The organism is Amycolatopsis orientalis DSM 40040 = KCTC 9412 (assembly GCF_000478275.1).
GTDB lineage: Bacteria > Actinomycetota > Actinomycetes > Mycobacteriales > Pseudonocardiaceae > Amycolatopsis > Amycolatopsis orientalis.
Window position 1 is genome coordinate 1 of record NZ_ASJB01000040.1, and the last position, 14,841, is coordinate 14,841.

A 14,841-nucleotide genomic window follows, 5' to 3' on the forward strand; every position below is an offset into this window, starting at 1 on the left:
CCGCGGCCGCCGGAGCCGACCGGCTCGTGCTCGCCGGCCGCCGGGGGCCGGACGCGCCGGGCGCCGCCGAGCTGACGGCGGAACTCCGTGACCTCGGCGCCGAGGTCACGATCCTGGCCTGCGACGTCGCCGACCGCGCCGCGGTGGCGGGACTCGTCGCCACCGCGGGACCGCTGACCGCGGTCGTCCACACCGCCGGGATCCTCGACGACGGTGTGCTCGACAGCCTGACCGCCGACCGCCTCGCCGCCGTGCTGTCCGGCAAGGCGGACGCGGCCCTTCACCTGCACGAACTCACCCGTGACCTCGACCTCGACGCGTTCGTCCTGTTCTCCGCCTTCGCGGGCACGATCGGCAGCGCGGGCCAGGGGAACTACGCGGCCGCGAACGCCGTGCTCGACGCCCTCGCCGAGCAGCGGCGTGCCGATGGCCTGCCCGCCACCGCGATCGCCTGGGGTCCCTGGGCCGGGGCCGGGATGGCCGCCCGCGCGGCAGGCGGCCTCGACGCGCTGGGGCTGCCGTCGATGGCTCCGGAAGTCGCGCTCGAAGCGCTCGGCCGGGCCGCCGGGGGAGACAGGGCGGTCACCGTGGTGGCCGACGTGGACTGGGACAGGTTCGCGCCGGCGTTCCGCACCGGACGGCCCAGCCGCCTGCTGGCCGAACTCGCGCCGGTGCCCGAGGAGACCGGGCCCCGGCTCACCGGGCTGGCGGCCCGCGTCGCCGGTCTCGATCCGGCCGAGCGGGAACGTGTCGTGCTCGCCACCGTCCGCACCGAAGCCGCCGCGGTCCTCGGATATCCCGACCCGGCGCTGGTGGACTCGGGCAGTGCCTTCCGGGAGCTCGGTTTCGACTCGCTGACCGCGGTCGAGCTGCGCAACCGGATCGCCACCGCGACCGGTCTGAAACTGCCGAGCAGCCTGGTTTTCGATTACCCGACCCCCGCCGTGCTCGCCGCGCATCTGCTGGCGGGACTTCTCGGCGCCGAGGCGGAAACACCGGCGGCGGTCGCCGCGCCCGCCGTCACCGACGAGCCCATCGCGATCGTCGCGATGGCCTGCCGGTTCCCCGGCGGGGTCGCGACCCCGGAGGACTTCTGGCAGCTGCTCGTCGACGGCCGCGACGCGATGACCGGCTTCCCCGCCGACCGCGGCTGGGACCTCGGCCCGCTCCGGACAGGTGCCTCCACCGCGCTGAACGGCGCCTTCCTCGATGACGTCGCCGGGTTCGAGCCCCGCTTCTTCGGGATCTCCCCGCGTGAGGCGCTGGCGATGGACCCGCAGCAGCGGTTGCTGCTGGAGACCGCGTGGGAGGCCTTCGAACGCGCCCGCATCGCGCCGGATTCGGTCCGTGGCAAGCGGATCGGCGTGTTCGCCGGTACCAACGGCCAGGATTACGTCGCGCTGGTGGACCAGGGCGGCGAGGAGACCGAGGGATACCTGGGTACCGGCAACTCCGCCAGCGTGCTGTCCGGCCGGGTGGCCTACACCTTCGGGCTGGAAGGCCCGGCGGTCACCGTCGACACCGCCTGCTCGTCGTCGCTTGTGGCGCTGCACCTCGCGACGCAGGCACTTCGCGGCGGCGAATGCGAGATGGCGCTGGTCGGCGGCGTGACGGTCATGTCGACACCGAGCGCCTTCGCCGAATTCAGCGCACAGGGCGGACTCGCCGCGGACGGCCGATGCAAACCCTTCGCGGCCGCCGCCGACGGCACCGGCTGGGGCGAAGGCGTGGGCATGCTCCTGGTGGAGCGGCTGTCCGACGCCCGCCGCCACGGCCGCCGGATCCTGGCCGTCGTCCGCGGCAGCGCGATCAACTCCGACGGCGCCTCGAACGGGTTCACCGCGCCGAACGGACCCTCGCAGCAGCGCGTGATCCGCGCCGCGCTGGCGAACGCGGGACTGCGACCGTCCGAAGTGGACGTTGTCGAAACACACGGCACCGGTACCGAACTGGGCGACCCGATCGAGGCGCAGGCACTGCTCGCCACCTACGGGCAGGACCGCGAGGAGCCGTTGCTGCTGGGCGCGGTGAAGTCCAATATCGGCCACACCCAGGCGGCGGCGGGCGTGGCGGGCGTGATCAAGACGGTGCTCGCCCTGCGGCACGGCACCTTGCCGCGCACGCTGCACTTCGACGGGCCCAGCCCGCACGTCGACTGGTCGGCGGGCCGGGTTTCCGTGGTGGACCGGACCCGGGCCTGGCCCGAAACCGGCCGTCCGCGCCGGGCAGGGGTCTCCTCGTTCGGCCTGAGCGGTACCAACGCGCACACCGTGCTCGAACAGGCGCCCGCCGAGGTCCTGGCCGAGACCGCGCCGGAGCGGCCGGCTCTCCCAGGTCTCCTCGCTCTGCCGCTGTCCGGCAAGACACCGGACGGACTGCGGGCACAGGCGAGCAGGCTCCGCGAGACCGTGACCGACGCGGAAGACCTCGCGGCCACCGCGTATTCGCTGGCCGTGACCCGATCGGCACTGGACGAGCGGGCCGTGGTCCTCGGTGCCGACCGTGACGAGCTGCTGGCCGGTCTGGACGCGCTCGCGGAGGCCAAGTCGTCGGCGCAGGTGATCCGCGGCTCGGCCGCACCGGGCGGGGTCGCCTTCCTCTTCACCGGCCAGGGCGCGCAGCGGCCGGGCATGGGGCGTGAGCTGCACCAGCGTTTCCCCGTCTTCGCGAAGGCGTTCGACGAGGTGTGCGAGAACGTCGACGGCCTGCTCGACCGCCCGCTGCGCGAAGTGGTTTTCGCCGGCGCCGGGACGCCGGAAGCGGATCTGCTCGACCAGACCGGCTACACCCAGGTCGCCCTGTTCGCCGTCGAGGTCGCGCTGTTCCGCCTCACCGAATCCTTCGGCATCCGGCCGGACGTCCTCCTCGGCCACTCGGTCGGTGAGATCGCCGCCGCGCACGTGTCCGGGGTGCTCTCGCTCGCGGACGCCTGCAGGCTGGTGGCCGCGCGCGGCAGGCTGATGCAGGCACTTCCGTCCGGGGGCGCCATGGCGGCGCTCGAAGCGACCGAGGCCGAGGTGCTCGCCCTGCTTTCCGGCGACGTGGGCATCGCCGCGCTCAACGGCCCACTGTCCACTGTGGTCTCCGGCGCCGAAACCGACGTCGACGCCGTGGTCGCGCGGCTCGCGGCGACCGGACGCAAGACCCGGCGCCTGCGGGTGAGCCATGCCTTCCACTCGCCGTTGATGGAACCGATGCTCGAAGACTTCGCCGAAGTGCTGCGAGGGCTGCACTTCGGCGAGCCCACCATTCCCGTGGTGTCCAACGTGACGGGTGAACCGGCGACCGCGCTGGGCGCCGAATACTGGCTCGCCCATGTCCGTCAGGCCGTGCGGTTCGCCGACGGCGTCGCCGTGCTGCGGGACCGGGGCATCTCGACGGTGGTCGAGCTGGGACCGGACGGCGTGCTGTCCGCGATGGCGAAGGAAACCCTGCCGGACGTCACGTACCTTCCGGTGCTGCGCAAGGACCGGCCCGAGGAGAACTCGCTGTTCGCCGCGCTCGCCGGGCTGCAGGTTCGCGGGCGGACACCGGACTGGGCCGCGATCTACCCCGGCGCGGGCCTCGTCGATCTCCCGACCTACGCCTTCCAGCGGGAGCGGTTCTGGCTCGACACCCCGGCCTCGACCGGCCACGCGGGCGAGCCCGTCGACGCCCGGTTCTGGGCGGCGGTGGAGCGGGCCGACCTCGATTCGCTGGCCGCGACCCTCCAGATCCGTGGCGAGGACCGCGAGCCGCTGCGGTCGCTGCTGCCTTCCCTCTCGGCTTGGCACCGTCGCCGGTCCGAACTCGCCGAGACCGCGGGCTGGCGCTACCGGATCGCCTGGGAACCGTTGTCCGGCGGCGAAAACGCCCCGTCCGGCTCCTGGCTCGTGGTGCTTCCCAGCGGGTTTGAGACAACGGAGCCGGCACTGGCCGTCGTGGCCGCCCTGCCCGGCGCCCGGACGTTGTGCCTGACCCCGGCCGAGCTGGACCGCGAAACCCTCGTGGGTGTGCTGCGCGAACACGCCCCGGACGGTGTGGTGTCCCTGCTCGGCCTCACCGACTGGGGTGTCGCCGGATCCCTGGTGCTGTTCCAAGCGCTGTCCGGGCTCGACACGCGGATCTGGGCGGTGACCAGGGGCGCGGTCTCGGTGTCTGCGGCCGATGGGCCGCCCGACCCGGTCGCCGCGCAGCTCTGGGGTATCGCCAGGGTCGCCGCGCTCGAACTGCCCGCGGTCTGGGGCGGGATCATCGACCTTCCCACCGACGGGAGCCCACTGGCCGCCGAGGCGATGTCGCTGCTCGGCGGAACCGAGGACCAGGTCGCGATCCGGCCGTCGGGACTCTTCACCCGCAGGCTCGTCCGCGCGGCGCCGTCCGGCGAGGAGGCACCGGTCTGGCGGCCGTCGGGCACCGTGCTGGTCACCGGCGGCACCGGCGCGCTCGGTGCCCAGGTGGCCCGGTGGCTCGCCGGCCGTGGCGCAGAGCACCTGGTGCTCTGCGGTCGCCGCGGCGCGCGGGCCGAAGGAGCCGCCGAACTCGCCGACGAACTTCGCGCGCTCGGCAGCGCGGTCACGCTGGCCGCCTGCGACGTCGCCGACCGCGCCGCGGTGGAGGAGCTCCTGCGCGGGCTCGCCGACGACGGCACCCCGGTGCGGGCGGTCGTGCACGCGGCGGGTGTGCCGCAGCTGACCGCGCTGGCCGACACCGATCCCGCCGAGTTCGCCGAGGTGGTGGCCGCCAAGGTGGCGGGTGCTCGCCACCTGCACGAGCTCACTTCGGACCTGGACGCCTTTGTGGTCTTCTCCTCGATCGCCGCCACCTGGGGCAGTGCGGGGCAAAGCGGTTACGCCGCGGCCAACGCCTACCTCGACGCGCTGGTGGAACTGCGCCGGAGCCAGGGTCTCAGCGGCACGTCGGTGGCTTGGGGCCCGTGGGCGGGCGACGGCATGGCCGCCGGAGAGGCCGGGGAGCAGCTGCAACGGCTCGGCCTGACCGGGCTGGCCCCGGACATGGCCACCGCGGCGCTCGGGTACGCGCTCGACCACGACGAGGTCACCGTCACCGTCGCGGACGTCGACTGGCCGCGGTTCGTCCCGGTGTTCACCGCACACCGGCCCAGTCCGCTGCTGGCGGCCGTGACGGAGGCCGTCACCGTCGCCGAACCGGCCGACTCGGCGCTCTCCACGCGGGTGCGGGCACTGCCCGAAGCCGCCCGCCAGGAGTTCCTGCTGGACCTGGTCCGCACCGAGGCCGCCGCCGTGCTCGGTTACGCCGGTCCCGACGCCGTTTCCCCCGGTTCGTCGTTCCGCGAACTGGGCTTCGACTCGCTCACCGCCGTCGAGCTGCGTGATCGCCTGACCGAGGCGACCGGCCTCAAGCTCACCGCCACGCTCGTGTTCGACTACCCGACACCCGAGGCGCTGGCGGGGTACCTGCGCACCGAACTGTCCGGCGGCACCACGGCCGCCACCACCGCGGTGAGCAGGGCGGCCACGGTGACCGACGAACCGATCGCCATCGTGGGCATCGGCTGCCGGTTCCCCGGCGGGGTCGCCTCGCCGTCGGACCTGTGGGCGCTGCTGGCCGAAGGCGGCGACGCGGTCTCCGCCTTCCCCACCGATCGCGGCTGGCAGCCGGACGCCGGTTACGCCCACGAGGGCGGGTTCCTCCACGACGCGGCCGAGTTCGACGCCGAGTTCTTCGGGATCTCCCCGCGTGAGGCGCTGGCGATGGACCCGCAGCAGCGGATCCTGCTGGAGACCTCCTGGGAGGCGTTCGAACACGCCGGTATCGACGTCTCGACGCTGAGGGGCAGCCGGACCGGCGTATTCGTCGGCGCGGGCCCGCAGGGTTACGGCGTCGGGGCGGGAGACCTGCCGGACGCCGTGGAGAGCCACCTCATGATCGGCACCACGCCGAGCGTGGTGTCGGGCCGGGTCGCCTACTCCTTCGGGCTGGAGGGCCCGGCGGTCACGGTGGACACCGCCTGCTCGTCGTCGCTGGTCGCGCTGCACTGGGCCGCGCAAGCGCTCAGGCAGGGGGAGTGCGAGCTGGCGCTCGCCGGCGGGGTGACCATCATGTCGACGCCGACCGCGTTCGAAGGGTTCAGCGCGCAAGGCGGTTTGGCCGCGGATGGCCGCTGCAAGGCGTTTTCCGAGGGCGCGGACGGCACCGGCTGGGGTGAAGGTGCCGGGATGCTGCTCGTGGAGCGGCTGTCGGACGCCGAACGCCACGGCCACCGGGTACTGGCGGTGGTGCGCGGGAGCGCGATCAACTCCGATGGCGCGTCGAATGGGCTGACCGCGCCGAACGGTCCTTCGCAGCAGCGGGTGATCCGCGAAGCTTTGGCGAGTGCGGGCTTGGCACCGTCCGATGTGGACGCTGTGGAGGCGCACGGTACGGGGACCGCGCTGGGTGACCCGATCGAGGCGCAAGCGTTGCTGGCGACCTACGGCCAGGACCGGGATCGGCCGCTGTGGCTGGGTTCGGTGAAGTCCAACCTCGGCCACACGCAGGCCGCGGCGGGCGTCGCGGGCGTCATCAAGATGGTCATGGCGATGCGGCACGGTTCGCTCCCGAAGACACTGCACGCCGCGGAGCCGACCTCCCGCGTCGACTGGTCGGCGGGCGCTGTTTCCCTGCTGACCGAAGCCCGCGACTGGCCGGACGACGCCCGGCCGCGGCGCGCCGGGGTTTCTTCGTTCGGTATCAGCGGCACGAACGCGCACATCATCCTGGAGCAGGCGCCGCCGTCGGCGGCACCGGAGCCCGCGCGCTCGCCCTCGGTGGTGCCGTGGGTTCTCTCCGCCAAGAGTGAGCAGGCCCTGCGGGCACAGGCGGTCCGGCTCCGCTCCATTGTGGACGGTATGACGGCGGCACCGGCGGACGTCGCCAACGCCCTCGCCACCGGACGGTCGGCACTGCCGTACCGGTCGGTGGTGCTCGGCGCCGACCGTGCCGAACTCGCGCGCGCCCTCGACGTCCTGGCCGCGGGCGAGTCCGGCGCCGGGGTGGTGCGCGGGGAACAGGGCAAGGGCAAGGTCGCCTTCCTGTTCACCGGGCAGGGTTCGCAGCGTCTGGGCATGGGCCGCGAACTGGCCGCGGAGTTCCCGGTGTTCGCCGAGCACTTCGGGCTGGTCTGCGCAGAGCTGGACGAGCTGCTCGGCGGGTCGGTGGCCGAGGTGACGTACGCCGGTGGTGACCTGCTGGACCAGACCGTGCACGCACAGGCGGCGTTGTTCGCCGTCGAGGTCGCGCTGTTCCGGCTCGCCGAGTCCTGGGGAGTGCGGCCGGATTACCTGATGGGGCACTCCGTCGGCGAGATCGCCGCCGCGCACGTGTCCGGGGTGCTGTCGCTGACGGACGCCTGCAAGCTGGTGGCCGCCCGCGGGAGGCTCATGCAGGCGCTGCCGTCCGGCGGGGCGATGGTGGCGGTGGAGGCCACCGAGGACGAGATCCTGCCGCTGCTGAGCGGAGCCGAGGAGCACGCCGGCATCGCCGCGGTGAACGGCCCCCGTGCCGCGGTGCTGTCCGGCATGGAAGAGGTGGTACTGCGCGTCGCGGCCGAACTCGCGGACCGGGGTCACCGGACCAAGCGTCTCCGGGTCAGCCACGCGTTCCATTCCCCGCTGATGGAGCCGATGCTGCCTGAATTCCGCGCGGTGCTGGAGACCCTGACGTTCGGTGTCGCGGAGATCCCCGTGGTGTCGAACCTGACCGGAGCGGTCACCGACGACCTCTCCTCGCCCGGCTATTGGCCGGCGCACGTACGCCAGGCCGTCCGGTTCGCCGACGGCGTGCGGACGCTGCACGGCCTCGGGGTCACGACCTTCCTGGAGGTCGGCCCGGACAGCACGCTCAGCACGGCCGCGCGGGACTGCCTGCCCGACGCCAGCGGGATGGACTTCATCCCGCTGTCGCACCGGGACCGGCCCGAGGTGCGCACCGCGGTGACCGCGCTCGCCCGGCTCCACGTGCGGGGCGTGGACGTTCAGTGGAGCAGCGTCGTCGGCGGTGCCCGGCCGGAGCTGCCGACCTACGCGTTCCAGTGGGAGCGGTATTGGCTGACCGCCGCCGCACCCGCCCCTGCGGGCCAGGGAGACGGCGACCCGGCGTTCTGGGAAGCGGTGGACCGCGAGGACACCGCGACGGTGGCCGCCTCGTTGCGGGTCGGCGAGGAGGAACTCGCGACGGTTCTGCCCGCGTTGTCCGCATGGCGACGGCGTGGCACCGAAAGGTCCACTGTGGACTCCTGGCGATACCGGGCGGACTGGCGGCCGGTGTCCCAGCCCGCCGGTCCGCCGTCCGGCCGGTGGCTGGTGGCGTTCCCCGAAGGACTTCAGGACGACGAAGCCGTCAGCGGACTGCTGTCGGCGTTGGGTGCGCATGCGGTGCCCTTCGGCCTGACCGAACCCGATCGCGAGAGCCTCGCAGAGAGCCTTCGCGAGGCCGGTGAGGGACTGACCGGCGTGGTCTCGTTGCTGAGCTTGGCGGGCGAGGGTGTGCTCACGTCCATCGCGTTCGTCCAGGCGCTGAACGACGCGGGGATCACCGCGCCCTGCTGGGCGATCACCCGTGGCGCGGTGTCGACGGGGCCGTCCGACCGCGTCGCGGACCCAGCGCAGGCACAGACCTGGGGTCTCGGCCGGGTGGCCGCGCTCGAGCAACCGGCGCGCTGGGGCGGTCTCCTCGACCTGCCGGCCAAGGCCGACGACCGGACCTTCGCCCAGGTGCTCGGCGCGCTGGCCGGGGCCGAGGACCAGCTCGCGATCCGGCCGTCCGGGGTCTTCGCCCGGCGGCTGGTCCGGGCCGCCGATCCGGTGGAGACCGGCTGGCGGCCGAACGGGACCGTGCTGGTCACCGGCGGAACCGGCGCGCTGGGCGCGCGGGTCGCCCGCTGGGCCGCCGAGGGCGGTGCCCGGCGCCTCGTGCTGACCAGCCGCCGTGGCCCCGCCGCCCCGGGGAGCGCGGCGCTGGAAGCCGAACTCCGCGCGCTCGGCGCCGAGGTGACCATCGCCGCCTGCGACGTCACCGACCGGGAAGCCGTGGCCGCTCTGCTGCGCGAACACCCGGTGTCCGCCGTGGTGCACACCGCCGGGGTACTCGACGACGGCATGCTGGACAGCTTGACGGCCGAACGGGTCGACGCGGTCTTGAAGTCCAAAGTGGAGGGTGCGCGGATCCTGCACGAGTTGACCGGTGACCTGGACGCCTTCGTGGTCTTCTCGGCCTTCGCCGGTGCGGTGGGGAGCGCCGGGCAGGCGGCGTACGCCGCCGCGAACGCCCACCTCGACGCGTTGATGGAGCAGCGCCACGCCGACGGCCTGCCGGGCACCGCCATCGCGTGGGGTCCGTGGGCGGGCGACGGGATGGCCGCCGGGGTCGCCGCCGGACTCGGCGCGCTCGGCCTGCCGGGGATGGAACCCGACCTGGCGGTGCAGGCGCTCGGGGTCAGCGTGGCCGCCGGGCGGCCGTCGGTGATCGTGGCCGACGTGGACTGGGCCCGGTTCGCGCCGTTGTTCGGCGGCACCCGTACCGCCCGGCTGCTGGCCGAGTTGCCGGAGGCGGCGATCGCCGGAACCGGGGAACCGGCCGAAGCGGCGCAGGGGTTGCTCGACGGCAAGTTGGCCGGGCTTTCCCGGCCACAGCAGGAAACCGTGCTGATGGACCTCGTGCGGGCCGAAGCCGCCGCGGTGCTCGGATATCCCGGACGGGACTCGGTGGCGCCCGACCGGGCCTTCCGCGACCTCGGGTTCGACTCCCTGACCGCGGTGGAGCTGCGGAACTCACTGGAGGCCGCCACCGGGCTGCCGCTGCCGAGCAGTCTCGTCTTCGACTATCCGACGCCGTCGGTGCTGTCGGCCTGGCTGTGCGCCGAACTCGTCGGCGACACCGCGGCCGTGGCCGAACCCGCCGTGGTCACCGGACGAACCGACGAGCCGATCGCGATCGTGGGCATCGGCTGCCGGTTCCCCGGCGGGGTCCGCTCGCCGGAGGAGTTCTGGAGCCTGATCGCCGACGGCCGTGACGCCGTCGGCGGCTTCCCCACCGATCGCGGCTGGGACCTGGACCGGCTCCAGCAGCCGGGCGACGGATCCTCCGACACCAAGGAGGGCGCGTTCCTGCACGGCGCCAGTGAGTTCGACCCGGCGTTCTTCGGGATCTCCCCGAGGGAAGCGCTGGGAATGGACCCGCAGCAGCGGTTGGTGCTGGAGACCTCGTGGGAGGCCTTCGAACGGGCCGGGGTCGACCCGGAGTCCGTGCGGGGCAGCCGGACCGGGGTGTTCGTCGGCTCCAACGGCCAGGACTACCTGACGCTGGTGCTCGAAGCCGAGGAGAACCTCGAGGGCTACCGCGGCACCGGCAACTCGGCCAGCGTGATGTCCGGCCGCGTCGCCTACGCGCTGGGGCTGGAGGGACCGGCGGTCACCGTCGACACGGCGTGCTCCTCGTCGCTGACGGCGCTGCACTGGGCTGTGCAGGCCCTGCGCGCCGGGGAGTGCGAGCTGGCGCTGGCCGGCGGGGTCACGGTGATGTCGACGCCGGGCGCGTTCGTGGAGTTCTCCGCGCAGGGCGGGCTCGCGGGTGACGGCCGGTGCAAGGCGTTCGCCGAGGGCGCGAACGGCACCGGCTGGGGCGAGGGCGTCGGCATGCTGCTCGTGGAGCGGCTGTCGGACGCCGAACGCCACGGTCACCCCGTACTGGCGCTGGTGCGCGGGAGCGCGATCAACTCCGATGGTGCGTCGAACGGGTTGACCGCGCCGAACGGACCTTCGCAGCAACGGGTGATCCGCGCGGCGCTGACGAGCGCGGGCCTCTCACCGTCCGATGTGGACATGGTGGAGGCGCACGGCACGGGAACCGCGCTCGGCGACCCGATCGAGGCGCAAGCACTGCTGGCGACCTACGGGCAGGACCGGGAGCAGCCGCTGTGGCTGGGCTCGGTGAAGTCCAACATCGGCCACACCCAGGCCGCGGCGGGCGTCGCCGGGATCATCAAGGTCGTCATGGCGATGCGGCACGGCCTGCTGCCGAAGACGTTGCACGTGGACGAGCCCACCTCGCAGGTGGACTGGTCGGCCGGTGCGGTGTCGCTGCTGACCGAGGCCCGGCCGTGGGCGGAGAACGGACGTCCCCGGCGCGCGGCGGTTTCGTCGTTCGGGATCAGCGGGACCAACGCCCACACCATTCTCGAACAGGCGCCGCCGCCGGTCCCGGCCTCGGTGCCCGCCGCGCCGTCCGTACCGCCGGCCACCGTGCCGTGGGTGCTCTCCGCCCGTGACGAGTCCGCGCTGCGGGCGAGGGCCGCCGAACTCAAGTCCTTTGTGGAGTCCGGCACGCCCGAGGTCGCGGATGTCGCCTTCTCGCTGGCCGCCCACCGGTCCGCGATGGACCATCGCGCCGTGGTGGTCGGCGGGGACCGTGCCGAGTTGGTGCGGGCACTCGACGTCGTCGCCGAAGGCGGCTCGGCGCCGGGGATCGCCCGCGGCGTGGTCTCCACCGGCCGGACCGCGTTCCTGTGCACCGGACAGGGCTCACAGCGGCCGGGGATGGGCCGCGAGCTGAGTGCGGAGTTCCCGGTGTTCGCGGAGGCGCTCGCCGAGGTCTGCGCGGAGTTCGACCGGTACCTGGACCTGCCGCTGCTCGAGGTGATCCTGAGTGACCCCGCCTCGCTGAACCGCACGGAGTACACCCAGGCGGCCCTCTTCGCCGTCGAAACCGCGCTCTTCCGCCTGCTGGAGTCGTGGGGGGTGCGGCCCGATTTCCTGCTGGGGCATTCCGTCGGGGAACTCGTCGCGGCCCATGTGGCCGGGGTGTTCTCACTGGCGGACGCCTGCGAACTGGTGGCCGCGCGCGGCAGGCTGATGCAGGCGCTGCCTTCGGGCACCGACGGCGGGGGAGCGATGGTCGCCGTCGAGGCGACCGAGGACGAGGTACGGGCCCTGCTGGAGGCGAGCGTGGGCGCGGTGGACATCGCCGCGATCAACGGCCCGCGGTCCGTGGTGCTCTCCGGCGCCGACGCCGCGGTGTCCGCGGTGGCCGGTGAGTTCGCCGGACAGGGCCGCAAGACCAAGCGGCTGGTGGTGAGCCACGCGTTCCACTCCTCGCTGATGGAACCGATGCTCGAGGAGTTCGCCCGCGTACTCGACACGATCGACTTCCACGAGCCCGGGATCCCGGTGGTGTCCAATGTGACCGGTTCGCTCGGTGGCGAGCTGGCCACGCCCGCTTACTGGGTTTCGCATGTCCGCGAGGCCGTGCGCTTCGCCGACGGGGTGGCGACGCTGGCCGCCGAGGGGGTGACGAAGTTCGTCGAGCTCGGGCCGGACGGCGTGCTGACCGCGATGGCACAAGGCTGTCTGCCCGACGGGGAAGCGCTGTTCATGCCGGTGCTGCGTGGCGACCGGCCGGAGGCGCGGACCGCGGTGACGGCCGTCGCGGCGCTCTACGCCCACGGCGCGGCGGTGAACTGGTCCGCGTTGGTCGACGGCGACCGGGTCGACCTGCCCACTTATCCGTTCCGGCGGGACCGGTACTGGGTTTCCCCCGCCGTCCCCGGCCAGACCGCGGCGGACGCGGTGGACGAGCGGTTCTGGGCGGCGGTGGACACCGGGGACCTCGAATCGCTGACCGGCCTGACGGCGGCGAGCGGCGACCAGTCGCTGAGCAGCGTGCTGCCGGCGCTCTCCGCCTGGCGGCGCGGGCAGCGGGAGTCCTCCGTGGCCCAGGGCTGGCGCTACCGCGTGGGCTGGACGCCGGTCACCGCCACCGGTGGCAGGCCGCCGGGCCGGTGGGTGGTGGCCTGCGAGGGCACCGACCAGGCGGCGACCAAGCTCGCCACCGCACTGGACGCCGAGCTGATCTCCGGCGTGACCGGCCGCGACTGCTGGGCCGCGAGGCTCACCGAGGCCGGCGCGGACGGCGTACTGTCCTTTTTGGACGCCACCGCCACGCTGACCCTGGTGCAGGCGATGGTGGACATCGAGAGCGCGGGCAAGGTGTGGGCCGTCACCCGGGGTGCGGTGTCGACCGGCCCGGCGGACCGGCCGGACTCGCCGGAGCAGGCGCTGGTGTGGGGCCTGGGCCGGGTCGTGGCGCTGGAGCGGCCCGAGGTGTGGGGCGGCGTCGTCGACCTGCCCGCCGACTTCGGCGACGACACGGTAACCACGTTGCTCGGGCTGCTGGCCGACGGGACCGAGGACCAAGTGGCGGTGCGGCCCGGCGGCGTGTTCGCCCGGCGGCTGACGCCTGCCACTCCGGCGGTTTCCGGGCCTTGGCGGGTTTCCGGTACGGCGCTGGTGACCGGCGGCACGGGCGCTCTCGGCGGGCACGTCGCCCGGTTGCTGGCCCGGCGTGGCGCCGGCCGCCTGGTACTGGTGAGCCGCCGTGGCGCGGAGTCCCCCGGTGCCGAGGAGCTGGCGGCCGAGCTGCGGGACCTCGGAACCGAGGTCACCCTGGCCGCCTGCGACGTCGCGGACCGGGCGGCGACGGCCACCCTGCTCGACGGCCTGCCGGATCTCTCGGTCGTCGTGCACGCCGCGGGGCTGGCGCAGTCGACGGCGTTGCCGGACTGCACCGAGGCGGAGTTCGCCGCGGTGATCTCCGCGAAGGTCGACGGCGCGGTGAACCTGCACGAGCTCACGAAGGAAAGGCCGCTGTCGGACTTCGTGGTGTTCTCGTCGATCGCGGCCACGTGGGGTAGCGGCGGGCAGAGCGGTTATGCCGCCGCGAACGCGTTCCTCGACGCACTGGTCGAGCAGCGGCGCGCCGACGGGCTCCCGGGGCTGGCGGTCGCCTGGGGTCCCTGGGCGGGCGGCGGCATGGCCGAGGGCGAGGCAGGGGAGGGCCTGGCGAAGCGGGGCTTGCGGGCACTGGACCCGGAGCGCGCGCTGACCGCGCTGGAGCAGGCGCGGGAAGACGTCACGGTGACCGTCGCCGACGTGGACTGGAACCGGTTCGCGCCGGTGTTCACCACCCGGCGGCCGAGCCGGCTGCTCACCGGGTTGCCCGAGGTCCGCGAGCTTGTCGAGGACACTCCCGTGGCGGACGAAGACAGCTCGGCGGGCCTCCGCGACAAGCTGGCCGGGCTGGAACCGGCCGAGCGGTCCAGGACCGTGCTCGAACTGGTGCGTGCCGAAGCGGCGACGGTGCTCGGGTACGGCGGCCCCGAGGCCATCGAACCGGGCCGGGCGTTCCGCGAGCTGGGATTCGACTCGCTGACCGCGGTGGATCTGCGCAACCAGCTGCGGGCCGCCACCGGGCTCACGTTGCCCGCCACGCTGGTCTTCGACTACCCGAAGCCCGCCGTGCTGGCCGACTACCTGCTGGCACAGCTGGGGTCCGGCGAAGACTCGGGCGTGGACAGCCTGTTCGGGCAGCTGGACCAGCTCGACGCCACCCTGGCACGGCTGGCGGCCGACCCGGAGGTGCTCGGCTCGGTCACCGCCCGGCTGAACGCCGCACTGGCGCGGTTGACCGGCGACGGGGACACCGCGGAGGAGACGGCGGTCGCCGACCTGCTGGACGATGCCTCGGACGACGAGATCTTCGCGTTCATCAACAACGAGCTCGGCAGGTGACGGCGTTCCCGCGGGCGAATTCCTCCGGGAATTTGCCCGCGGGGAAATCGTGAAAACAAATTATTCGCGCTATGCTTTTCCAGAAATGGAAATCGGGAATAATGGTGAACAATGCGCAGGTCGTCGGCCTGTGCCGCTGATGTGCGGTACCTAGGGGTCACCTAGGGGTTGTCGCCCCCGTCGCTCGTCGAATACTTTTTTCTTTGGTTCCCGGCACCGCGATCGATCGTGCCGGTCAAGGGTGTATTCGTGGTCTGCGGTGATCGAGGTGGCTCAG

Annotated in this window: 1 protein-coding gene; it reads left to right on the plus strand. The window is 73.3% G+C overall.

The window, feature by feature from the left end; translation table 11 throughout:
- Window positions 1–14,564, plus strand: a 14,564-nt coding sequence (locus L324_RS10355; RefSeq protein WP_037306040.1) for a type I polyketide synthase, incomplete at its 5' end; no start/stop codon positions are given.
- Between the last annotated feature and the right edge of the window lie 277 nt (window positions 14,565–14,841).